At 72.3% G+C, this 22,987-nt stretch carries 23 protein-coding genes; 4 read left to right on the top strand and 19 right to left on the bottom strand.

Annotated features, from left to right (window positions below):
• Window positions 1-8: 8 nt before the first annotated feature.
• The gene (locus PKC53_RS06900) at window positions 9-1,535 is read right to left on the bottom strand and encodes an acyl--CoA ligase (protein ID WP_324427604.1); all 1,527 of its coding nucleotides are present in this window, start codon (window positions 1,533-1,535) and stop codon (window positions 9-11) included.
• Window positions 1,536-1,622: 87 nt separating this feature from the next.
• Complete coding sequence (locus tag PKC53_RS06895) at window positions 1,623-2,198, bottom strand: hemerythrin domain-containing protein (RefSeq protein WP_324427602.1); 576 nt, start codon at window positions 2,196-2,198, stop codon at window positions 1,623-1,625.
• A 222-nt stretch (window positions 2,199-2,420) separates the two neighbouring features.
• Between PKC53_RS06895 and PKC53_RS06890 the strand changes: the two genes are divergently transcribed.
• The gene (locus tag PKC53_RS06890; protein ID WP_324427601.1) at window positions 2,421-3,245 is read left to right on the top strand and encodes a Crp/Fnr family transcriptional regulator; all 825 of its coding nucleotides are present in this window, start codon (window positions 2,421-2,423) and stop codon (window positions 3,243-3,245) included.
• A gap of 49 nt (window positions 3,246-3,294) precedes the next feature.
• On the opposite strand, the gene PKC53_RS06885 is transcribed toward PKC53_RS06890, so the two are convergent.
• The 17 genes from PKC53_RS06885 to xdhA all read right to left on the bottom strand — a co-directional run bounded on the left by PKC53_RS06885 (window position 3,295) and on the right by xdhA (window position 20,292).
• Window positions 3,295-4,134 carry a class III extradiol dioxygenase family protein gene (locus PKC53_RS06885; RefSeq protein ID WP_324427599.1) on the bottom strand — a complete coding sequence of 280 codons (840 nt, stop codon included), beginning with the start codon at window positions 4,132-4,134 and terminating at the stop codon, window positions 3,295-3,297.
• Between the two features lie 19 nt (window positions 4,135-4,153).
• Entirely contained in the window at window positions 4,154-4,510 is a 357-nt protein-coding gene (locus tag PKC53_RS06880) for a protocatechuate 4,5-dioxygenase subunit alpha (protein ID WP_324427597.1), read from the bottom strand.
• A 117-nt stretch (window positions 4,511-4,627) separates the two neighbouring features.
• Complete coding sequence (locus tag PKC53_RS06875) at window positions 4,628-5,944, bottom strand: TRAP transporter large permease (protein ID WP_324427595.1); 1,317 nt, start codon at window positions 5,942-5,944, stop codon at window positions 4,628-4,630.
• The gene (locus PKC53_RS06870; protein WP_324427593.1) at window positions 5,944-6,462 is read right to left on the bottom strand and encodes a TRAP transporter small permease; all 519 of its coding nucleotides are present in this window, start codon (window positions 6,460-6,462) and stop codon (window positions 5,944-5,946) included. The genes PKC53_RS06875 and PKC53_RS06870 overlap by 1 nt, the downstream gene beginning before the upstream one ends.
• A gap of 52 nt (window positions 6,463-6,514) precedes the next feature.
• A complete protein-coding gene (locus tag PKC53_RS06865) occupies window positions 6,515-7,552 on the bottom strand; it encodes a TRAP transporter substrate-binding protein (protein WP_324427591.1) in 1,038 nt (345 codons plus the stop codon).
• Between the two features lie 49 nt (window positions 7,553-7,601).
• Window positions 7,602-8,555 carry a Gfo/Idh/MocA family oxidoreductase gene (locus PKC53_RS06860; protein WP_324427589.1) on the bottom strand — a complete coding sequence of 318 codons (954 nt, stop codon included), beginning with the start codon at window positions 8,553-8,555 and terminating at the stop codon, window positions 7,602-7,604.
• Window positions 8,552-9,421 carry a class III extradiol dioxygenase subunit beta gene (locus PKC53_RS06855; RefSeq protein ID WP_324427587.1) on the bottom strand — a complete coding sequence of 290 codons (870 nt, stop codon included), beginning with the start codon at window positions 9,419-9,421 and terminating at the stop codon, window positions 8,552-8,554. Before PKC53_RS06855 ends, PKC53_RS06860 begins: the two co-directional genes overlap by 4 nt.
• Window positions 9,422-9,451: 30 nt before the next feature.
• Window positions 9,452-9,895 (bottom strand): protocatechuate 4,5-dioxygenase subunit alpha, encoded by a 444-nt coding sequence (gene ligA, locus PKC53_RS06850; RefSeq protein ID WP_324427585.1) that lies wholly within the window; start codon window positions 9,893-9,895, stop codon window positions 9,452-9,454.
• Between the two features lie 93 nt (window positions 9,896-9,988).
• Complete coding sequence (locus PKC53_RS06845) at window positions 9,989-10,921, bottom strand: amidohydrolase family protein (protein WP_324427583.1); 933 nt, start codon at window positions 10,919-10,921, stop codon at window positions 9,989-9,991.
• Between the two features lie 4 nt (window positions 10,922-10,925).
• Entirely contained in the window at window positions 10,926-11,852 is a 927-nt protein-coding gene (locus PKC53_RS06840; protein ID WP_324427581.1) for a DUF1932 domain-containing protein, read from the bottom strand.
• On the bottom strand, window positions 11,852-12,535 hold the full coding sequence (ligK, locus tag PKC53_RS06835) for a 4-carboxy-4-hydroxy-2-oxoadipate aldolase/oxaloacetate decarboxylase (RefSeq protein ID WP_324427579.1): 684 nt from the start codon (window positions 12,533-12,535) through the stop codon (window positions 11,852-11,854). The genes PKC53_RS06840 and ligK overlap by 1 nt, the downstream gene beginning before the upstream one ends.
• 28 nt (window positions 12,536-12,563) lie before the next feature.
• Window positions 12,564-13,589 carry an amidohydrolase family protein gene (locus PKC53_RS06830; protein ID WP_324427578.1) on the bottom strand — a complete coding sequence of 342 codons (1,026 nt, stop codon included), beginning with the start codon at window positions 13,587-13,589 and terminating at the stop codon, window positions 12,564-12,566.
• Window positions 13,590-13,711: 122 nt separating this feature from the next.
• The gene (locus tag PKC53_RS06825; protein WP_324427576.1) at window positions 13,712-14,401 is read right to left on the bottom strand and encodes a substrate-binding domain-containing protein; all 690 of its coding nucleotides are present in this window, start codon (window positions 14,399-14,401) and stop codon (window positions 13,712-13,714) included.
• Between the two features lie 91 nt (window positions 14,402-14,492).
• The gene (locus PKC53_RS06820) at window positions 14,493-15,419 is read right to left on the bottom strand and encodes a LysR substrate-binding domain-containing protein (protein WP_324427574.1); all 927 of its coding nucleotides are present in this window, start codon (window positions 15,417-15,419) and stop codon (window positions 14,493-14,495) included.
• A gap of 63 nt (window positions 15,420-15,482) precedes the next feature.
• Window positions 15,483-16,292 (bottom strand): xanthine dehydrogenase accessory protein XdhC, encoded by an 810-nt coding sequence (xdhC, locus tag PKC53_RS06815; RefSeq protein WP_324427572.1) that lies wholly within the window; start codon window positions 16,290-16,292, stop codon window positions 15,483-15,485.
• A complete protein-coding gene (xdhB, locus tag PKC53_RS06810; protein WP_324427570.1) occupies window positions 16,289-18,706 on the bottom strand; it encodes a xanthine dehydrogenase molybdopterin binding subunit in 2,418 nt (805 codons plus the stop codon). The genes xdhC and xdhB overlap by 4 nt, the downstream gene beginning before the upstream one ends.
• 14 nt (window positions 18,707-18,720) lie before the next feature.
• Window positions 18,721-20,292 (bottom strand): xanthine dehydrogenase small subunit, encoded by a 1,572-nt coding sequence (gene xdhA / locus PKC53_RS06805; RefSeq protein ID WP_324427568.1) that lies wholly within the window; start codon window positions 20,290-20,292, stop codon window positions 18,721-18,723.
• A gap of 137 nt (window positions 20,293-20,429) precedes the next feature.
• On the opposite strand from xdhA, the gene PKC53_RS06800 reads away from it, so the two are divergent.
• From PKC53_RS06800 to PKC53_RS06790, 3 genes are all read left to right on the top strand, one after another.
• Window positions 20,430-21,353 (top strand): LysR family transcriptional regulator, encoded by a 924-nt coding sequence (locus tag PKC53_RS06800; protein WP_324427566.1) that lies wholly within the window; start codon window positions 20,430-20,432, stop codon window positions 21,351-21,353.
• Window positions 21,350-22,651, top strand: a complete 1,302-nt coding sequence (gene guaD, locus PKC53_RS06795) for a guanine deaminase (RefSeq protein ID WP_324427564.1) — start codon at window positions 21,350-21,352, stop codon at window positions 22,649-22,651. The genes PKC53_RS06800 and guaD overlap by 4 nt, the downstream gene beginning before the upstream one ends.
• A 110-nt stretch (window positions 22,652-22,761) precedes the next feature.
• Window positions 22,762-22,987 (top strand): solute carrier family 23 protein (locus PKC53_RS06790; RefSeq protein WP_324427687.1); only part of this gene is annotated, 226 nt, incomplete at its 3' end.

Here is a 22,987-nt window from a genome sequence, read left to right as displayed (position 1 = left end):
CTGCGGGTTTACCCGGTGAGCCCGAGCTTGGCCGCCAGCCCGATGCGCTGCAGCTTGCCGGTGGCACCCTTCGGGATCTCGGCCATGAAGAGGATCTTCTTCGGCACCTTGAAGTCGGCCGCGCGCGCCGCGACAAATTGCTGCAGGTCGCGCTCGGTCGCGGCGTGGCCCTCGCGCAGCACGACGACGGCCGCCACCTCCTCGCCGAGCTTGGCGTGCGGCATGCCGAAGCACACGACCTGCGCCACCGCCGGGTGGTCCATCAGGATCTCGTCGACCTCGCGCGGGCTGACCTTCTCGCCGCCGCGGTTGATGATCTCCTTCAGCCGCCCGGTGATGCTCAGGTAGCCGTCAGCGTCGAGCACGCCCTGGTCGCCGGTGCGGAACCAGCCGTCGCGGAACGCCTCGGCGTTGGCCTTCGGGTTGTTCTCGTAGCCGGCGGTCACGTTGGCGCCGCGGATCACGATCTCGCCGGTGGCGCCGCAGGGCAGCAACGCGCCGTCCTCGCCCATGATCGCGATCTGCGGGCCGGCGGCCACGCCGACGGTGCCCGGCTTGCGCACCGCCGGCGGCAGCGGGTTGCTCGCCATCTGGTGCGTCGCCTCGGTCATGCCGTAGGCCTCGATCAGCGGCGCGCCGAAGGCCTGCTCGAGCTCGGCGATGACCTGCGGCGGGATCGAGCTCGAGCTGCTGCGGAGGAAGCGCAGCGGGTGGCGCGCGATGACCTCGCGGTTCTTGTCGGCGCGCGCGAGGATCGTCTGGTGCATGGTCGGCACCGCCGTGTACCAGGTGGGCCTGGCCTCGTCCATCCAGGCGAAGAACTTCAGCGCGTTGAAGCCCGGCGTGCAGAACACCTGCGAGCCGGCGGCCAGCGGCGCGAGCACGCCGGCGATCAGCCCGTGGATGTGGAACAGCGGCATGATGTTCAGCCCGCAGTCGCGCGGCGTGAACTGCAGCGTGCGCGCGATGTGCTGCGCCGACGCGGCCAGGTTGCGCTGCGACAGCGGCACGATCTTCGGTCGCGACGTCGTGCCCGAGGTGTGCAGCAGCATCGACACGTCGTCGGGCTGCGCCGCACCGGGGTGCGCGGCCGGCGCCCCGGCGTGCGGTTCGCGCGACTCGAGCGTGAAGGCGCCCGCCGGCGCGCCGTCGGGCACCACCAGGTCGAGCACGCGCACGCCGTGCTTGACGGCGACCTCGATCGCCGGCGACAGGCTGCCGCGCTCGACGATCAGCGCCTTGGCGCCGAGGTCCGACAGGTAGAAGTCGAACTCGTCGGCGCGGTAGGCGGGATTCAGCGGCGCGCTGGTCACCGCGCTGGCGCAGGCGACGAAGCAGCTGGCCATCTCGGGGCCGTTGGCCAGCACGATGGCCACGCGGTCGTTGCGGCCGAGTCCGAGCGCGTTCAGTCGCGCGGTGGTGGCGGCGATCAGCGCGCGCAGGCCGGCGAAGTCCAGCGCCGCGCGGCCCGGGGCCGACAGGGCGGGCGCCGCGTCGGCGCCGGTGGCGAGCAGCGGATGCAGGGTCGTGTGCATGGACGGCAGGCGCGCGGCGGCGCGCGGACAACGCAAAGGGCGCCAGTTATACCGCGGCCGCGTCGCGCCCCGCCTTCGGCGAGGCGCTCAGCGCGCCGCGTGCATGGCGACGCCACGGCGCTCGGCCATCTCGCGCCCCATCGCCTGCAGCGCGCCGGCGCGGCGTTCGGCCAGGCGCTGCGCGGCGGGAAAGGCCTGGCCGTCTTCGCGCTCCAGGTGGCCTTCGTGCGCGCGCACGAAGGCGTCGGCGGCGTCGCGCAGCGCGCCCGCGTCGACCGACTCGCCGGCGTGCAGCGCCTGCAGCCGCGGCGCGAGCGCCGCCCAGGTCGCGCGGATGCGCGCGTGGTCGTCGAGGATGCGCCGCGCCAGCGCCTGCAGCGCCGCGTCGCCGCTGGCCTCGAGCAGCGGCAGCACGTGGCGCTCCTCGTCCTCGTGGTGCGCCGGCGCGGCGAGCGAGAAGTAGCGCCAGACGTCGTGTGCGGCGCCACGCGCGGCGGCGTCGCCGCCGTGTTCGGCGACATGCACGGTCAGCCGTTGCAGCAGGTCGAGGCTGCGCCGCACGCGGTCGTGGCACGCGTCGAGCACCGCGAACGGCTGGTCGAACCCGGCGGCCGGGCTGTGTACGCCGGGCAGCTCGGCGGAGTGGGCGCGGTGCTCGTTCATGCGCCGATTGTGGCCGCCGCGAGCACCCCTGCGCACTGCCGGGATGCATCCGCGCCGGCCCGTTGATCTGGCGCAATCCCCCGTTGGCAGTGCCACGCCACCATGCGTGCACGGGGCGCGGCGGGCGCTGCGCCACATCAACTCGAGCCACGCCCACCCTGCCACGAGCCGGCCGGCCCGTCCGCAGGGCGGACACCGACGGATGGAGCCGAAGGTAGAACGATGACCACCGATTCCGGCACTCTGTTGTCTGCGACGGCGCCGACGCGAGCGGCGTCGAGGCTGTCGACGGCCGACCCGATGTCGGCGATGCCCGGCTCGCGCCGAGGCGCCTACGCCCACGGCGAGCGCGTGCCGCCGGCGCGGCGCATCGCACCGGCGCTGACGTCGCTGGGCGTGTCGTCGGCCGACGCCCACGCGCTCGAGCGCGAGGCGCGCACGCGGCTGGTCGCGCAGGGGCAGGCGATCTTCCAGCGCACCGAGATGGCCCACACCGTCGTCGTGCTGCTGCAGGGCGACGTCGCGCTGGGCATCGCCACCGCCGACGGCCAGTTCCGTCCCGAGCGGCTGGTGCACGCGCCGGCCTGGCTCGACCTCGCATCGGCGTGGCTGGACACCACCCATGCGCTCGACGCGCGCGCGCTGAGCCCGGTGACCGTCGCCGAGTGGCCGATCGACATCGTGATCGCGCTGTTCGAACGTCGTACCTCGCTGGCGCGGCTGCTCGCCGCGGCGCTGGCGCAGCAGGTGCGCGACCTGACGCTGAACACGCACGAGCTGATGCACAAGGACGCGCCGGCACGGCTGGCCGCGTGGCTGCACCAGCGCTGCGCGCCGCGCCCCGGCAAACCGGGGCAGGGCGTCGTGCAGCTGCACGAGCGCAAGCGCGACATCGCGTCGCAGCTCGCGATCACGCCGGAGACGCTGTCGCGGTTGATGCGCAGCTTCATGCAGCAAGGGGTGATCGAGGTCAGCGGCTACACGGTCAACGTGATCGACCAGAAGGCGCTGGGCGAACTCGCGCAGGGCGAGACGGTCGCACCCTGAACGCGCGGCGGCGCCCGGCGCGGCCGCGATCGGGCGCCAGGCCCGCGGCTCAGCCGCGGTGCTCGAGCAGCAGCAGTCCCGACGCGGTGTTCGAGATCGGGATGTGGTAGTTGCGGTGCAGTTCGGCCACCGCGCCGGGCAGCGCGCCGCGCGCGGCGAGCCACATCAGCAGCTCGATGCCCTGCGTGCCGACCTGCTTGACGAGGTCGTTGATCGAAAAGCGCGTGGCCCACAGCGGGTCGCGCGTCAGGCTGTCGATGAACTGCAGGTCGAACGCCTTGTTGAGGTGGCCGGCGCGCGTGCCTTCGAGCTGGTGCGACAGCCCGCCGGTGCCCAGCACCAGCACGCGCGCGTCGGCGTCCCAGGCCTGCACTGCGCGGCCCACCGCCTGCCCGAGGCGGTGGCAGCGCGCGGCCGACGGCAGCGGGAACAGCACGGTGTTGATGCACACCGGCACCACACGCACCGGCCAGCGCTGGTCGGGCCACAGCAGCGCCATCGGCAGCGTGAACGCGTGGTCGACGAGCATCTCCTGGCAGGTGACCATGTCGAAGTCGTCGGCCACCAGCGACTCGACGAGGTGCCAGGACAGGTCCTCGTCACCGGCGAACGGTGGCAGCGGCGGGAGGCCCCAGCCCTCGTCGGCGTTGCGGTACTCGGGTGCGGCGCCGATCGCGAAGGTCGGCATCTTGTCGAGAAAGAAGTTGAGCCCGTGGTCGTTGTAGAACACCACCGCGACGTCGGGGCGCACCGCGGCCAGCCAGCGGCGCACCGGGGCGAAGCCGTCGAAGAACGGCTTCCAGTACGGCTCGTCCTGCAGGCCCTTGGCGATCGCGCCGCCGATCGCGGGCACGTGCGAGGTCATGACGCTGCCGACGATGACGGCCATGGCGCGGGCTCCCCGGGTCTCAGTCGCGGCCGGCGGCGACCAGCCGGGCCTTGAACGCTTCCTTGCTCATGCCGGTCTGCTGCGCGCCGATGTCCTGCATGTCCAGGCCGAAGATGCCGGCGAACTTGGCCAGGTAGTAGGCATTGCCGCCGGCGGCCAGCAGCGCGAGCACGTTGCGCTGGCGGATCGCCTCGCGCTGCTCGGCGTTCAGTGCGAACCTGGCGCAGTACGCGTCCTCGTCGGCGACGAACGCGGCGCGATGCGCCGCGTCGTTGAACGAGAAGCACATCTTGTTCAGCGCATAGCCCTTGCGTGCCATGCGCCCGTCGAACAGCGTCGTGCCGGGGATGTCGTCCTTGACCTGACGTGGGTTCATGGCCATCGAGCCGCCGGCGTCGGCGGCGAAGCGTACACACCTGTAGTGTGCCGCCCGGCGGTGGCGCGCGGCTTGTCGTGCATCAAGGGCGGCGGCGCTCGAGCCGGTCGCCAGCGGCTACAGCCGCAGCACGAACAGCGTGATCGACGGGAACGCCACCAGCACGACGACGCGGATCAGGTCGCTGAGCACGAACGGCATCACGCCGCGGTACGTGTCCTTCATCGGGATGCCGGGTGCCATCGACTGGATCACGAACAGGTTCATGCCCACCGGTGGCGTGATCAGCCCGACCTCGACGACGATCAGCACGAGGATGCCGAACCAGATCGCCGTCTCCTCCGGCGTGAGCCCGAAGTCGAGCCCCGAGATCATCGGGAAGAAGATCGGGATCGTCAGCAGGATCATCGACAGCGAGTCCATGAAGCAGCCGGCGATCAGGTAGAAGATCAGGATCGCCCACAGCACCTGGTACGGGCCGAAGCCCTGCGCGCCGACCCACGACGCCAGTTCCTGCGGCATCTGCGACAGCGCGAGGAAGGTGTTGTACGCCGCCGCGCCGAGCACGATCATGAACACCATCGCGGTGCCGGCGGCGGTGGACTCGAACGACTGGCGCAGGTTGGCGCGCGACAGCCCGCCGCGCCGCCACGCCAGCACGCCGGTGCCCACGGCGCCGACCGCGGCGCCTTCGGTGGGCGTGAACACGCCGGTGTAGATGCCGCCGATCACCGCGACGAAGATCAGCAGCACCGGCCAGATCGCGACCAGCGCCGCCCAGCGCTGCGCCCACGGTATCGGCGCCACCAGCCCGGCCGACCCGGGTTTCAGCCTGACCACCAGGTTGATCACGAGCATGTAGCTGAGCGCCGCCAGGATGCCCGGCACGAACGCCGCGGCGAACAGCTTGGCGATGTTCTGCTCGGCGAGGATCGCGTAGATGACGAGCACGATCGACGGCGGGATCAGGATGCCCAGCGTGCCGCCGGCGGCGAGCAGGCCGGTCGACAGGCCGCCCGCGTAGCCGGCCTTGCGCAGTTCGGGCAGCGAGACCTGCGCCATCGTCGCCGCGGTGGCCATCGACGAGCCGCAGATCGAGCCGAAGCCGGCGCACGCGCCGATCGCGGCCATGCCCACGCCGCCGCGGTGGTGGCCGATGAACGCCTCGGCCGCCTTGAACAGCGCCTGTGACATGCCGCCCACCGCGGCGAACTGCCCCATCAGCAGGAACAGCGGCACGATCGACAGCGAGTGGCTGGAGAACTGGCTGTACGCCAGCGTCTTCATCTGGTTGAGCAGCGGCGCCGCGCTGCCGTACACCAGCCACGAGCCGCCCAGCCCCAGCACGAGCATCGACAGCCCGATCGGCACGCGCAGCAGGATGAGCACCAGCAGCAGCGGCAGCGACCCGATGGCCAGCGCGATCGGTTCCATCAGTGCTGCCCCCCGCCCGCGCCCAGGTCCATCGGCGCGGTCGCGAGGCCGACGTCCTCGGCCAGGCGCAGCAGGTAGACGATGCAGCCGACGACGGCGAACGGGAACGACGCCGCGTAGCCCCACCACACGGGCATCTGCAGGATGAACGTGACCTCGGCGTTGGCGCGGTAGTCCATCATGCTCACGCCCATGCGCCACACCAGCAGCAGCCAGCAGACCAGCATCAGCGTGTCGGACAGGATCTCCAGCGCGCGTTTCATCGGCGCCGGGAAGTACGGCCACAGCAGGTCCACCGACGCGTGCCCGCGCTTCAGGTGGGCCCAAGGCAGGAAGCAGAACACGGCCAGCGCGGTGCCGGCCTCGACGAGTTCGAAGTCGCCCGGCACCGGTCCGAGGCCGAAGCCGCTCAGCGCGCGGCCGGCGATGCTGGTGACGCTGAGCAGGGCGATCAGCGTCAGCACCGCGCCGCCGAACCAGGTCAGCACCCGGCTCAGGTCGTAGATGAGTCGGCTCATGTCGAAAGGGGCGGCCTCGCGGCCGCCCCGGTCAGGGTGGGTCGGGCCCGCGTCACTTCTTCGCGTGCTGCGCGATCAGCGCCTCGGCGTCGGCCAGCAGCTTCGGGCCGTCGATGCCCTTGGCGGAGACCTCCTTGAACCAGGCGTCGCGCACGCCGGCGGCGGCCCGCTGCCAGCGCGCCGTCTCGGCGGCATCGAGCATGACGATCTTGTTGCCCGCCTGCTGCGCCAGCGCGACGCCGCCCTTGTCGCCCTCGTCCATCGCGCTGCCGAACAGCGCCGCGGTGGCCGCACCGCTGTTGTCGTCGATGACCTTCTTCAGGTCGGGAGGCAGCGCGTCGTACTTGGCCTTGTTCATCACCACGCCGAAGGTCTGCGTGTACAGGCCCTTGTCGCCGCTGAAACCGGTGTGGTTCTTGACGATCTGGTGCACCTTCAGCGCCGGCACGACCTCCCACGGGATCGTCGTCGACGAGATCACGCCCTTGGACAGCGCCTCGCCGACCTGCGGCACCGGCAGGCCCACCGGGGTGGCGCCGAGCTGCTCGAGCATGATGTTGATGATGCGCGAGCCGCCGCGCACCTTCATGCCCTTCAGGTCCTCGAGCTTGTTGATCGGGTCCTTGCTGTGGAACAGGCCCGGGCCGTGGGTGTGCACCGCGATCAACTTGACGTCCTTGAACTCGTCCATCGCGTGCTTCTCGACGTAGGCCTGGAACGCGCGCGACGACGCCTCGGCCGACCCGGTCATGAACGGCAGCTCGAACACCTCGGACTTCGGGAAACGCCCGGGCGTGTAGCCGAGCACGGTCCAGATGATGTCGACGACGCCGTCCTTGGCCTGGTCGAACAGCTCGGGCGGGCGGCCGCCGAGCTGCATGCTGGGGAACTGCTGCACCTTGATGCGCCCGCCGCTGTCCTTCTCGATCTTCTCGGCCCATGGCGCGATGGCCTTCGACGGGATCGGCGCCTGCGGCGGCAGGAACTGGTGGAACCGCAGCGTGATCGTCTGCGCGAACGCCGACGGGGCCAGCGCCAACGTCGCGGCGGCGCCGAGCGTGCCGAGGAATGCCTTGCGGGTGATCTTCATCGTGCTGTCTCCTGGGGGTGGGTGGTGGGTACGGCGGGGAACGCGGGGCTCAGCCGGCGGCCAGCTGCTGCTCGAGGCGGTGCAGCACCTGGTAACACGGCAGCACCTGGGCGACGCTGGCGTTGGGCTCGCGACCCTCGCGGATCGCGGCGAAGAACTCGCGGTCCTGCAGCTCGATGCCGTTCATCGACACGTCGACGCCCGAGACGTCGATCTTCTCGTCCTTGCCGGTGAACAGGTCGTCATAACGCGCGATGTAGGTGCCGGTGTCGCCGATGTAGCGGAAGAAGGTGCCCAGCGGGCCGTCGTTGTTGAACGACAGCGACAGCGTACAGATGGCGCCGCTGGCCGCCTTGAGCTGGATCGACATATCCATCGCGATGCCCAGCACCGGGTGGATCGGCCCCTGCAGCGCGTTGGCCTGCACGATCGGGCTTTGCGCCTGCCAGGCAAACAGGTCGACCGTGTGCGCGGCATGGTGCCACAGCAGGTGGTCGGTCCAGCTGCGCGGCTGGCCGAGCGCGTTCATGTTCGTGCGCCGGAAGAAGTAGGTCTGCACGTCCATCTGCTGGATGTGGAACGCGCCGGCGACGATGCGGCGGCGCACCCACTGGTGGCTGGGGTTGAAGCGCCGCGTGTGCCCGCACATCGCGACCAGCCCGGTGTCGCGCTGGCGCCGCACGACGGCTTCGCCGTCGGCGAGCCGGTCGCACAGCGGGATCTCGACCTGCACGTGCTTGCCGGCGTCCAGGCAGGCCAGCGCCTGCGACGCGTGCATCTGCGTCGGCGTGCACAGGATGACGGCGTCGACTGCCTTGATCTTCAGGCTGTCGGCGAGGTCGGTCGCGACATGCGCGATGCCGTACTTGTCGGCGACTTCCTGCGTCTTGGCCAGCTCGCGTCCGACCACCGAGACGACCTTGACGTCGGGAATGTTGCGGATGCCGTCGAGGTGCTTGATGCCGAACGCGCCGGCGCCGGCCAGTGCGACTTGGATGGTCATGTCGGGTTCTCCAGGATGAGGTGTCCCACGGCCGTGTTCGACGCCGGCACGTGATAGAAGCGGTGCGCGACCTTCGGTTCCGCGCCGCCGGCGACATCGGCCATCGCGCCGCGTGCGATGAGCCACATCACCAGCTCTATGCCCTCGCTGCCGGCCTCGCGCACGTAGTCGATGTGCGGCACCTGCGCCAGCCCCGCCGGGTCGTCGATGAGCCGGTCGAGGAAGCGGTTGTCCCACTCGGCGTTGATCAGCCCGGCGCGCGGGCCCTGCAGCTGGTGGCTCATGCCGCCGGTGCCCCAGACCTGCACGTTCAGCGGTTCGTCGAACGACTCGACGGCCTTGCGGATCGCCTGCCCGAGCGCGAAGCAGCGCCGCCCCGACGGCACCGGGTACTGCACGACGTTGACCGCGAACGGGATCACCCGGAACGGCCAGGCCTGCGTCTTCGGGTCGAGCGCGCCGCACATCAGGCTCAGCGGCACCGTCAGCCCGTGGTCGACATCCATGCGGTTGACGATGGTCAGGTCGAAGTCGTCCTGGATCACGCTCTGTGCGATGTGCGACGCCAGTTCCGGGTGACCGATCACCTTCGGCACCGGGCGCGCGCCGTAGCCTTCGTCGGCGGGCTGGAACTCGGCCGCCGTGCCGATCGCGAAGGTGGGGATGATCTCGAGGCTGAACGCGGTGGCGTGGTCGTTGTAGACGAGGAACACGACGTCGGGGCGGTGTGCCTGCATCCACTGCTTCGAGAAGTCGTAGCCGGCGAAGACCTTCTGCCAGTACGGTTCGCCGGTCTTGCCGTGGTCGAGCGCCGCGCCGATGGCCGGCACGTGCGAGGTGTAGACGGAGGCGGTGATGCGGGCCATGGGACTCCTTGTCTCGTGCGGCAGGCCGCGTCAGTCGAACAGCCGGCCCGAGCCGTGACCCTGCGGCTGGCGCTGCGGCTGCGCGCTGCCTTGCTCGCCGACGAAGCGGTTGCCCTCGGGCGAGCGGCCGCCGGCGATCATCATGTCGCGGTACTCGGCCTCGGTCATGCCGGTCATGCTGCCGGCCATCTGCTGGAAGCTCTTGCCGTGCGTCGCGCCGATCTTGGCCAGGAAGTAGATGTTGCCGCCGAGCGCGATGCAGCGGTTCAGGTCGCCGTCGAGCACCGCCTGCTTCTGCGCCTCGCTCATCGGCCACTCGTCGAGGTAGGCGCGGCGGTCGGCCAGGTAACGCTCGCGGTTGGCGGCCTGCATCAGGCTCATGCAGAACTGGTTCAGCCAGTAGCCCTTGCGGGACTGGTCGGCGTCGAAGATCGTCGTGCCGGGCACGTCGAGGTACGGTTTATCGAGCGGCATGAATCCTCCGTGACGCGCCGCCGCCGGGCCGCCCCAGGGCGGCGCGAGCCCCCCCGGGGGGTGGCGAAGGTGCGAAGCGACAAGCCTGGGGGCTCACAGTTCCTCCGGCCAGTACAGGCGCATCGGGTTGTCGACGAGCAGCTTGCGCTGCAGTGCCGGCGTCGGCGCGATGTGCGGGATGAAGTCGACCAGCAGCCCGTCGTCGGGCATGTGGCCCTTCAGGTTCGGGTGCGGCCAGTCGGTGCCCCACAGCACGCGGTCGGGGAAGGTCTCGACGACGCGGCGGGCGAACGGCACGACGTCCACGTAGGCCGAGCGCTCGCCGCGCAGCGCCGGCGGGCCCGAGACGCTCAGCCGCTCGGGGCAGCTGACCTTGCTCCAGACGTTCGGGTGCTCGCGCATGAACCTCAGGAACAGAGCGAACTCGGGGCCGTCGACCGGGCGGGTCACGTCGGGGCGGCCCATGTGGTCGACCACCACCGTGGTGGGCAGCGCCGAGAAGAAGTCCCACAGCTCGGGCAGGTCGGGCGCCTCGAAGTAGATCACCACGTGCCAGCCCAGGGGCTGGATGCGCGTGGCGATCTCCATGAGTTCGTCCTTCGGCGTGAAGTCCACGAGCCGCCTGACGAAGTTGAAGCGCACGCCGCGCACGCCGGCCGCGTGCAGGAGACGCAGTTCGTCGTCGCTGACGCTGCGGCGCACCGTGGCCACGCCGCGTGCCTTGCCGTTCGACGCCAGGCAGGCGTCGACCAGCGCGCGGTTGTCGGCGCCGTGGCAGGTGGCCTGCACGATCACGTTGCGCGCGAAGCCCAGGTGGTCGCGCAGCGCGAACAGCTGCGCCTTGCCCGCGTCGCAGGGTGTGTACTTGCGCTCGGGCGCGTACGGGAACTCGGCGCCGGGACCGAACACGTGGCAGTGCGCGTCGACGCTGCCCGGCGGCAGCACGAAGCGCGGCCGGCTGGGCCCGTCGAACCAGTCGAGCCAGCCGGCGGTCTTCTCGAACGGGCCCGTCGTGGGCTTGCTCATCGTTTCAATCCTGTTGCTTGAGATGGGCGAGGATGCGGTCGGCTTCCGTGCGCCAGTCGGCACTGCGCGCGAAACCCGGCGTGCCGCGCGCGCCGAACCAGCCGGCGTCGGCGCCGTCGGCGACCCAGGCCTGGCGCTCGGCGGTGCCGGCGGCCGACCACGGCTCGAGCCCGGCCTCGCGCACCGTCTGCGCGACTTCGCGCATCTCCTCGGCGCGGCGGCGCCCGTGTTCGACGACGCGCTGGAAGAAGTAGGCGGCCTGCTTCTCCCAGTCGATGCCCGGAAAGGTCTCCCGCAGCGACGTGATCACCGCGTCTTCGACGCCGTGGTGGCGCGCCGCGGTGAAACTTTCGATGACCATCGCCTCGAGGCCCTTGATCATCACGCTGCGGCACATCTTGGTCGCCGACGCGACGCCGAGTCGCTCGCTGCCGACCTTCGCACCCGCGAAGCCGAGCGCCACGAGCGCCGGCGCCAGCGCCGCGGCGCTCGGCCCGCCGAGCAGCGTCGGCACCTTCGTGCGGTAAGGCGGCACCGAGGTCATCACCGCGCCTTCGACGTAGCGGCCGCCCGCGGCGTCGACCGCACGCGCGGCCTCGATCTTCGCCCCGGGCGACGCCGAGTTCACGTCGAGCACGAACACGCCCGGGCGCAGCGCCGCAGCGCACGCCCGCGCGACGGCCACCGCCTGGCTGGCGGTGACCGCCGAGATCACGAGGTCGCACTGCGCGGCCAGCGCCGCGTGCGACGCCGCGAGCGCCACGCCGTGTTCGCCCGCGTGGGTGCGCAGCGGCGCACCGCGCGCGTCGTCGAGCTTGACGTCGTACGCCGCGACGTCGACGCCGAGGGCGCGCAGGTCTTCGGCAACGATGCGCCCGACCTCGCCGTAGCCGACGAGGCCGACGCGCCAATGTCTCGGGTTGTTGTCCATCAGTCGACGTACTTGAGCCCGGCCTTCTCCAGCGCCGGTCGCATGGCGTACATGTCCAGCCCGAGCACGCCCGAGGCCAGCTTCTCGCGCTTCTCGGCTTCGTTGGCCTCGCGCCTCGCCGCGGCCTCGGCGGCCTGCGCCGCCATCGCCGCCGGCACGACGACGACGCCGTCGTCGTCGGCGAGCACGACGTCGCCCGGGTTGACCAGGGCGCCGGCACAGACGACGGGCACGTTGACCGAGCCGAGCGTGGCCTTGATCGTGCCCTTCGCGCTGATCGCCTTGCTCCACACCGGGAACTGCATCGTGGTGAGGTCCTTCACGTCGCGCACGCCGGCGTCGATGACCAGGCCCTTGGCGCCGCGTGCGCGGAACGACGTGGCCAGCAGGTCGCCGAAAAAACCGTCGGTGCACTCGGCGGTGACCGCGGCGACGACGACGTCGCCCGGGCGGATCTGCTCGGCGGCGACGTGCATCATCCAGTTGTCGCCCGGATGCAGCAGCACCGTGACGGCCGTGCCGCACAGGTGCGCGCCGCCGTAGATCGGGCGCATGGTCGGCTGCATCAGGCCGACGCGGCCCATGGCTTCGTGCACGGTGGCCACGCCGAAGCCCGACAGAGCCTCGACGGCGGCGGGGTCGGCGCGGTTGATGTTGCGCTTGACGATGCCGAGCTGGTACATGGTCGTGCTCCTGGTGGCCACCGGTGCGTCACAGGCCCCTGGCCTTCAGCGCGGCGTCGAGCCGCGGGTAGACGCGCCGCGCGTTGCCTTCGTAGATCTTGTGGCGCGCCTCGGGGTCGATCGCGGCGGCCTCGATGTAGCGCCTCGTGTCGTCGAAGTGGTGCCCGGTCTCGGGGTCGACGCCGCGCACCGCGCCGATCATCTCGCTGGCGAACAGGATGTTGTCGATCGGGATCACCTTCGTCAGCAGGTCGACGCCCGGCTGGTGGTAGACGCAGGTGTCGAAGAACACGTTGTTCAGCAGGTGGTCCTTGAGCAGCGGCTTCTTCAGCTCCTGCGCGAGGCCGCGGTAGCGGCCCCAGTGGTACGGTGCGGCGCCGCCGCCGTGCGGAATCACGAAGCGCAGCGTCGGGAAGTCCTTGAACAGCTCGCCCTGGATCAGCTGCATCACCGCCGTCGTGTCGGCGTTGATGTAGTGCGCGCCGGTGGTGTGGAAGCAGGCGTTGCAGCTGGTGCTGACGTGCACCATCGCCGGGATGTCGTACTCGACCAGCTTCTCGTAGATCGGGTACCAGTGGCGGTCGGTCAGCGGCGGGCTGGTCCAGTGCCCGCCCGAGGGGTCGGGGTTCAGGTTGATCGCGACGAAGCCGTAGTCCCTGACGCACTTCTCGAGCTCCGGGATGCAGGTCGCCGGGTCGACGCCGGGCGACTGCGGCAGCATCGCGCAGCCGATGAAGTGGTCGGGGAACAGCGTCGAGACGCGGAAGCACAGCTCGTTGCAGATCGCGGCCCAGGTCGACGAGACCTCGAAGTCGCCGATGTGGTGCGCCATGAAGCTCGCGCGCGGGCTGAAGATCGTCAGGTCGCTGCCGCGCTGCTTCATCAGCTTCAGCTGGTTCGTCTCGATCGACTCGCGCAGCTCGTCGTCGGAGATGCGCAGCTCGCTCGCCTTCGGCATCAGCGCCGGGTCCTGGATGCCGGCGATCTGCCGGTGGCGCCAGTGCTCCAGCGCCTTCGGTGCCGTCGTGTAGTGGCCGTGGCAGTCGATGATCATCGAGTCTCCTTGTGTCGGTGCGAGATCGCGGCGCCGCGCGCAGACCGCCGACCCGGTTGTGCGGCGGCCGCGCGTCCGGCTTCGCCGGTGCGCCGGCGGCGCCTGCTTCGGGGCTGGTCCATCTAGGCGGGTTCCATGCCGTGGCGGCGCTTGGCCTCGGCGGTGGCCGGCGATGCGAGGAAGTCGAGCAGCGCCCGCGCGGCGCCCGGCTGCGCCGACGCGGCACCCACGGCGCCGGCGAACACGGTGACGATCTCGGTGCCCGGTGGCATGCCGCCCAGCACGTCGACGCCTTCCAGGTGCATCAGCTCGCTGCGCTGCTGGAAGCCGATCTCGACTTCGCCGCGCGCCACCAGCGAGCCCACCGGCACGCCCGGCGGCGCCTGCACGACGCGCGCACGCAGCGCTTCGGCGACGCCCCAGCGCTCGAACAGCTGCAGCAGCGCGGTGCCGCTGGGCCCGGTCGAGTGGCCGATCGTGCGTGCGGCGAGCAGCGCGCGCTGCAGCGCGTCGGCCGATCCGATGTCCGGGTGCGGCGCGCCGGCGCGCACCGCCACCGCGACGTCGGAGCGCACCACGCCGCGGCGGCTGCCGGCGAGCACGTGACCGCCGGCGGTGAGCCCGTCGATCGCGTCGGCGGCGAGCACGACGACGTCGAACGGCTCGCCGGCGGCGACGCGGCGCGCCGCGTCGACGCCGCCGACCGACTCGATCGCGACCTCGACGCCGGCGTGGGCGTGGTAGGCCGCCGCCAGCTCGGCGAGCAGCGCGCGCGTGGCCATCGACGAGATGCCGCGGATCGGGAGGCTCATGGGGGGGTCGGGGCGGGTGAGCGCAAGGGGAGCGCCGATTGTGCGCAGCGCCCCGCCCCCGGCCAAGGGCGGGGCGCCGATACCTGCTATGTCAATGCGGCATGGGCCGCGATGCCGTCGCCGACGGGCCGGTGAACTCGCGCACCAGCGCCGGCAGGCGCTGCATCAGGTGCTGCGCCAGCCGCGTCGGCCGGCGTGTCGCCGACACCGCCAGGCACAGCAGCGTGGCCAGCCGCGGCTCGACGATCGGACGCAGCGCGAGCCGTGCGCCGTGCTCCGACTGCACGACCGCGCTGGGTGGCAGCACCGCGTGACCGTGGCCGGCGGCGACCAGTTCGATGATCGCCGGCACCGCCGAGACCTCCCAGGCGATGTCGAGCTTGATGCCGGCGCGCGCCGCCTGCGTCTCCAGCAGGCGGCGGATCGCGTGCGCGCGCTCGGGCACCACCAGCGGGTACGCCGGCAGCTCGCGCAGCGGCAGCGGCGCCGGCCGCCGCCGCGCGCCCAGCGGCGAGATCAGCGCCAGCGGCTCCTCGACGATCGGCGTGGTCTCCAGATCCGGCTGTGCGTCGGGGTTGTGCAGCAGCCCCAGGTCGACGCGACCGGTGGCGATCCACTCGGCGATGTGCGTCGACAGCCCCTCGACGATGGCCAGCCGCGCATGCGGCAGCTCGCGCCGGAAGGTGTCGATCAGCGGCAGCGCCAGCTGGCGCGCGATGCTCGGCGGCAGGCCGACGACGATGCGCCCGGTCGGCTCGTCGCGGCTGGCGTCGATGTCCTCGCGCGCGCGGGCGACCAGCTGCAGGATGCCGATGCCGTGATCGAACAAACGCTTGCCGGCTTCGGTCAGGCGCACGCCGCGGCCGTCGCGCAGCAGCAGCGTCTCGCGCAGGTCGGTCTCGAGCGCGCGCACCTGGCGGCTGAGCGCCGGCTGCGCGATGCCGAGCACGCGCGCGGCGCGGCTGAAGCTGCCGAGTTCGGCGACGCGGACGAAGGTTTCGAGCTGTCGCAGGTTCATCGCTCGCGGCGCCACGACGGCGCCGTGCGGCGATGTTAGTCGGCGCGGTCCCGCGGGCGCCGGTCAGGCCGCGGCGGACGCGACCTGCAGCAGCTGCGCGACCACGGCCACCGCGAGCACTTCGGGCTCCTTGCCGACGATGCCGGGAACGCCGATCGGGCAGGTCAGCCGCGACACCGCCCCCGGCGGCACGCCCCGCTGCTCGAAGCGGTGCACGAAACGCGCGCGTTTGGTCTTCGAGCCGATCAGCCCGCAGTAGGCGAAGTCGCCGCGCCTGAGCACCGCCTCGGTGATGCGCAGGTCCAGGTCGTGGCTGTGCGTGAGCACCAGGAACAAGGCGCCCGGCGGCGCCGCACCGACCTCGGCCTCGACCGGCTCGACGCAGACCCGCTCGACGTGCGGCGGCAGCGGCCGGCACGGGAATTCGCTGTCGCGCTCGTCGATCCACTGCACGCGGCAGTCGATGCCTTCGAGCAGACGCACGATCGCACGGCCGACGTGGCCGGCGCCGTACAGCTGCAGCACGAAGCGCGGCCGCGCCTCGGGCCACGCGGCCAGCGACGCCGCCGTCAGCGGCTGCGTGCGCAGCGTCAGCGCGCCGCCGCAGCACTGGCCCAGCGACGGCCCGAGCGCGACCGCCCGGTCGTCGACGCGTCGGGCCGCTTCGGCCAGGTGGTGGCGCGCGCGTTCGATCGCCTGCAGTTCGAGGTGGCCGCCGCCGATCGTGCCGGCCACCGCGTCGGCGGCCACCAGCATGCGCGTGCCGGCCTCGCGCGGCACCGAGCCGCGGTGCTCGAGCACCGCGACCTCCATCGCCGGCCGGCCGCTGGCCAGCCAGGCCTGCGCGGTGGCCCGCAGCGCCGCCGCACTCATTGCGCCGCGGCGCGCACCGCGTCGACGGCGTCGAGCACGGCTTCGGCCGTGGCCGGCGCGCGCAGCGGCGGCGCGGCGCGGGGGCCGCCGCCCCCCCCGGCCCCCGCGCGGGTCGCCCGCCGCACCCAGAACGGCAGCAGCAGTGGCGGGGCCCCCCCCCCCCTGCTGCGGTGGATGCTGTCGGCCGCGTTGGTGTTCTCGTACAGCTGCACGTTGAACACCGGCGGGCAGTCGTTGGCGGTCGGGATCTTGTAGGTGCTCGGCGCGTGTGTCGTCAGCAGCCCCGTCTTCGGGTGCCAGACGAGCTCTTCCATCGTCAGCCAGCCCATGCCCTGGATGAACGCGCCCTCGACCTGGCCGATGTCGACGGCCGGGTTCAGCGAGCGGCCGACATCGTGCAGCACGTCGGCGCGCAGCAGCTTCGACTCGCCGGTGAGCGTGTCGACCACGACCTCGCTCACCGCGGCGCCGTACGCGAAGTAGAAGAACGGCCGGCCCTTGAGCCGCTCGCGGTCCCAGTGCAGCCCGGGCGTCGCGTAGAAGCCGTCGCTCCACAGCTGCACGCGCGCGAGGTAGGCCTGCATCACGACCTCCTCGAAAGGCAGGCGCGCGCCGCCGGCCTCGACCGTGTCGTTGGCGAAGCGCACCGCGGCCGCGTCGACGCCGTGCCGCGCGGCGACGAAGGCCGCGAGCCGGTCGCGGATCTGCCGTGCTGCGTCCTGCGCCGCCTTGCCGTTGAGGTCGCTGCCGGTCGACGCCGCGGTGGCCGAGGTGTTGGCGACCTTGTGCGTGTCGGTCGCGGTGACGCGCACGCGCTCGAAGCCGATGCCCAGTTCGTGCGCGACGACCTGCGCGACCTTGGTGTTCAGCCCCTGGCCCATCTCGGTGCCGCCGTGGTTCACCAGCACCGACCCGTCGTTGTAGACGTGCACCAGCGCGCCGGCCTGGTTGAAGTGCGCGACGTTGAACGAGATGCCGAACTTCACCGGCGTCAGCGCGATGCCGCGCTTGAGCACCGCGCTGGCGGCGTTGAACGCGGCGATCTCCGCGCGCCGCTGCGTGTAGTCGCACTGCGCGGCCAGCCGGTCGACCAGGTCGTGGATCACGTTGTCCTCGACGACCTGCTCGTACGGCGTGACGTTGCGCTCGTCGACGCCGTAGAAGTTGGCGCGGCGCACCGCCAGCGGGTCCGCGCCGAGGCGGCGCGCGATGTCGTCGATGATCATCTCCACCGCCAGCGCCCCCTGCGGGCCGCCGAAGCCGCGAAACGCCGTGTTGCTCTGCGTGTTCGTCCTCGCGCAGAAGCCGTGCAGGTCGACGTGCGGCAGCCAGTAGGCGTTGTCGAAGTGGCACAGCGCACGTGTCATCACCGGCGGCGACAGGTCGGCGCTGCAGCCGGCGTTGGCGATCATCGTGACCTCGGCGCCGAGGATGCGCCCGTCGTCGTCGAATCCAACGCGCCAGTCGAACTCGAAGCCGTGGCGCCGGCCGGTGATCAGGAAGTCGTCATCGCGGTCGACACGCAGCTTGACCGGGCGCTGCAGCTTCGCCGCGGCGACCGCGGCGACGCAGGCGAACAGCGCCGACTGCGACTCCTTGCCGCCGAAGCCGCCGCCCATACGCCGGCACTGCACCTGCACCTGGTGCGCGTGCCAGCCCAGCGCGTGCGCGACGACATGCTGCATCTCGCTCGGGTGCTGCGTCGAGCAGTGCACGAGCAGCGTGCGGTCCTCCTGCGGCAGCGCGTAGCTGATCTGCCCTTCCAGGTAGAACTGCTCCTGGCCGCCGAGGCTGAACGAACCGTCGAGCCGGTGCGGCGCCGCGGCGATCGCCGCGTGCGCGTCGCCGCGCGCCAGGTGCATCGGCGGCACGACGTACTGCTTCGCCGCGTGCGCCGCGCGCGCGTTCAGCACCGCCGGCAGCGGCTCGAACGCGATCACGTCCTTCGCGCGGGCGGCCGCGCGGCGCGCCAATTCGCGGTCGGTGGCGACCACCGCGAACACCGGCTGGCCGACGTAGACCAGCTCGTGCGCGGCGAGGATCGGGTCGTCGTGCACGATCGGCCCGCAGTCGTTGCGGCCGGGGATGTCGGCGGCGGTCAGCACCGCGACGACGCCGGGCAGCGCGCGCAGCCGCTCGACGTCGACGCCGCGCAGCCGCCCGTGGGCCACCGGCGACAGCCCGAGCGCCGCATGCAGCGTGCCCGCGGCCTCGGGGATGTCGTCGATGTAGGTCGCCGCGCCGGCCACGTGCAGGTGCGCCGACTCGTGCGCGCGGCTGACGCCCACCCGGGCGCCTTCGCGCTGGCGCTGCGCTTCCGCGCCGGGGTCCAGGCGGCGCGCGGCGTGCACGCCGTGGTCGACGAACGGGGCCGCCAGCGGCGGCGCGAGGAAGGTCTCGACCGGCTTGTTCATCGTCGCGTCCTCGTTCAGGCCAGCGCGGCGTGCGGCATCGTCGCCCACACCTGCGTGTGCGTCGTCGCGAGCGGCTGGTCGGCACGTGTCTCCAGCCACAGCCGCAGCAGCAGGTTGCCGGCCGCGCGCAGGCGGTAGCCGGCGCTGGCGCGCATGTCGCTGAGCGGCGTGAAGTCACGCTCGAGCGCCGCCATGGCGGCGCGCGCCGCGGCTTCGGTCCAGGGCTGGTCGCGCAGCGCGGCCTCGGCGTGCGCGGCGCGCCTGACGACGGCGGCCATGCCGCCGAAGGCCAAGCGCACGTCGGCGATGCGATCGCCGTCGAGCGTGAGGGCCAAGCCGGCGCACACCGCCGAGATGTCGCAGTCGAAGCGTTTGCTCAGCTTGTACGCGCGCACCGCGGTGGTGGCACCGGGCAGCGGCACCTCGATCGCCTCGACGAACTCGCCCGGCTCGAGGCGGTTGACCATGTAGTCGACGTACAGGTCTTCCAGCGCCAGCGTGCGCCGCCGTTCGCCCCGCCGCAGCACGACGCGTGCGCCGAGCGCGATCAGCACCGGCGCGCTGTCGCCGATCGGCGAGCCGTTGGCGACGTTGCCGCCCATCGTGCCGGCGTGGCGGATCGGCGGCGACGCGAAGCGCAGCCAGACGTCGGTGAGTGCCGGCACGCGCGCGGCGAGCGCGGCCCAGGCGTCCTCGAGAGGCGCCGCGGCGCCGATCGTCAGCACCCCGTCGCCTTCGGCGATGCGCTTGAGCTCGTCGACGGCGCCGAGGTGGATCAGCGACGGCAGCTCGCGCAGCTGCTTGTTGACCCACAGCCCGACGTCGGTGCTGCCGGCGAGCACGCGCGCCTGGGGCTCGGCGGCACAGGCGGCGGCGAGCGCGTCGACGCTGCGCGGCGCGACGAAGCGCTCGATGCCGCCGGTGGCCGGGTTGTGCGCCTCGTAGGCCAGCGGCGGGTCGGCCGCCAGCCGACGCAGCGCGGCGACGAGGGGCGCCGTGTCGAGCCGGTGCGGCGGCAGCTCGAACATGCGCTGGCCGGCATCGAGGATCGGGCGGTAGCCGGTGCAGCGGCACAGGTTGCCCGACAGCTCGTCGGCGAGCTGCTGGCGCGTGGGCGTCGTGCCGTGTTCGCAGTGGCGCTCGTAGGCCGCGGCCAGCGACATCGCGAAGCCCGGGGTGCAGAAGCCGCATTGCGAGCCGTGGCACTCGACCAGCGCCTGCTGCACCGGGTGCAGGCCCGGGGCGGGGCCGGCGGGCACGGCGGCGATGCCCTGCAGGTCCTCGACGGTGAGCAGCGCCTTGCCGTCGAGCGTGGGCAGGAACTGGATGCAGGCGTTGACGGTGCGCAGGCTCAGGCCCCCGACGACGGTGGCACGCGCCGACGGCGTGCCCACCGCGTCGGCGCGTCCGGCCAGCTCGGCGACGACGACGGTGCAGGCGCCGCAGTCGCCTTCGTTGCAGCCTTCCTTGGTGCCGGTGCAGCGCGCGGGCCCGCGCAGCCAGGCGAGCACGCTGGTCGTCGGCGGCACGCCGTCGACCTCGACGATGGCGCCGCGGTGGAAGAAGCGGATCGGGCGGGTGTTCATGCGCAGTGTCACGGGGCAGGGCATCGGCGCAAAGGTACTCGCCTGTCGCCGGTTGTCCATATCAGAATCGAAATATCGAGTATGGAGATGAACATATGGCAGACCGCGCTGCGTTCGACAAGATCGAGCTCCATCTCGTGAGGGTCTTGCACACCGTGATCACCGAACGCAGCGTCTCGCGCGCCGCGCTGAAGCTGGCGACCACGCAGCCGCAGGTCAGCGCCCAGCTCAAGCGCCTGCGCGCGCTGGTCGGCGACCCGCTGCTGGTGCGTTCCGGCGCCGGCATGGCGCCCACCGCGGTGGCGCTCGAACTGCTGGCGCCGGCCGACGCGCTGCTGCGCCACGCCGAGCAGCTGTTCGGCGCGCGCACGCCGGCGCTGGCCTTCGACCCGGCGAAGGCGCGGCTGACGTTTCGCATCGCGGCCAGCGACTACCTCGACCCGCTGTTCCTGCCCGAGCTGGTCGCGCGCCTCAAGCGCGCCGCGCCCGACGCACGCGTCGAGATCCTGCCGCTGTCGCGCGAGTTCGACTACCGCCAGGGGCTGGCGCACGGCGACGTCGACCTGGTGATCGGCAACTGGCTGCGCCCGCCCGGAGAACTGCACCTGGGGCGGCTGCTCGCCGACGAGATCGTCTGCCTGGTCGCCGCCGACCACCCGGCGGCGACGAACCCGCGCGGCTGGACCGCCGAGCGCTACCTGGCCGCCGAACACGTCGCGCCGACACCGCTGCACGCCGGCGCGATCGGCGTGATCGACGAGCACCTGGCCGAGCAGGGCCTGCAGCGCCTGGTCGCGGTGCGCAGCCCGCACTTCGGGCTGGTGCCGCTGATGGTCGCGCGATCGCGGCTGGTGCTGACCACCGGGCGGCTGTTCTGCAGCCGCTACGTCGGCCAGTTCCCGGTGCGCATCGTGCGCTGCCCGGTGGCGTTCCCGCCGCTGGTGTACTACCAGCTGTGGCACGACCTGTCGCACGCCAGCGCCGCCGGGCGCTGGCTGCGCGAGCAGGTGCGCGAACTGGCGCGCGAGCTGCAGGTGCAGGGCGCGGGGGCGGCGTCGTGACGGCGGCGCGGCGGCTGGCGATCCGCGGCGACCTGCTCGAGGTCGTCGACGACCCGGGCTTCGGCGCCGTCGACACCCCGGCGGTGCGCTTCGACGCCGACGCCTGGCTGCTGATCGAGGACGGGCGCATCGCCGGGCGCTCGCGGGCCGACCCCGGCGACGGCTGGCAGCGCATCGACCACCGCGGGCGGCTCGTGATGCCGGGTTTCGTCGACACGCACGTGCACATGCCGCAGCTCGACGTGATCGCGAGCTACGGCACCGAGCTGCTCGACTGGCTGAACACCTACACGTTCCCGGCCGAGATGCGCTACGCCGATCCCGCGGTGTCGCGCGCCGGTGCCGAGCGTTTCGTCGCCGCGCTGCTGGCGCACGGCACGACCGCCGCCGTGGTGTTCCCGACCGTGCACGCCGTCTCGGCCGACGCGCTGTTCGACGCCGCCGCGGCACGCGGCATGCGGCTGATCACCGGCAAGGTGCTGATGGACCGTCACGCACCCGACGGCCTCACCGACGACGTCGCCGGCGCCGAGCGCGACTGCGCCGACGGCATCGCCCGCTGGCACGGTCGCGGGCGGCTGGCGTACGCGCTGACGGTGCGTTTCGCCGCCACCAGCACGCGTGAACAGCTGGCGATGGCCGGCGCGCTGCTCGCCGCCCACCCCGGCGTGTACCTTCAGACGCATGTCGCCGAGAACCGCGCCGAGGTGGCGTGGATCGCCGGGCTGTTCCCCGAGGCGCGCAGCTACCTCGACGTCTACCGGCGCCACGGGCTGCTCGGCGAACGCTCGGTGCTCGCGCACGGCGTGTGGCTCGACGACGCGGACCGCGCGCTGCTCGCCGCCACCGGCGCGCAGATCGCGCACTCGCCGACGTCGAACCTGTTCCTCGGCAGCGGGCTGATCGGCTGGGCCGCGCTCGACGCCGCCGGCGCCGCGGTGACGCTGGCCTCCGACGTCGGTGGCGGCACCAGCCTCGCGATGCAGCGCACGATGGCCGCGGCGTACCAGATCCAGGCGCTGCAGGGCGTGCGGCTGACCGCGTGGAAGGCGCTGTACGCGGCCACGCGCGGCGCGGCGCGCGCGCTGCGGCTCGACGACGAGATCGGCTCGCTCGAGGCCGGCCGCGTCGCCGACCTCGCGGTGTGGGACTGGGCCGTCGGCCCCGTCGCGACGCACCGCGACGCGCTGGCGCGCTCGCTGCACGAGCGCGTCTTCGCGTGGATGACGCTGGCCGACGAGCGCAACCTCGTCGCCACCTACGTGGCCGGGGTGCCGCAGCACCTGCGCAGCGGCTGAATCCGTTCCCGACCGACCCCCCGACGACCGCGAGCACGCGGCGAGCACAGGAGACGACGATGGACCTGACCCCCGAACGCAGCGCCGCCGCGGCGCTGCCCACGCCCGCCATGCCCGGCGGCTGGCTCGACAGGCGCTTCGGCCTGGGCGCGCACGGCACGGACGTGCGCACCGAGGTCACCGCCGGCGTGACGACGTTCCTGACGATGGCCTACATCGTCTTCGTCAACCCGAGCATCCTCGGCGACGCCGGCATGCCCAAGGACGCGGTGTTCGTCGCGACCTGCCTGATCGCCGCCTTCGGCACGCTGATCATGGGGCTGTACGCGAACTACC

The organism is Azohydromonas sp., from assembly GCF_035325925.1.
In the GTDB taxonomy this organism is placed as follows: Bacteria; Pseudomonadota; Gammaproteobacteria; order Burkholderiales; family Burkholderiaceae_C; genus Calidifontimicrobium.
This window is presented reverse-complemented; position numbering and strand designations above follow the sequence as displayed.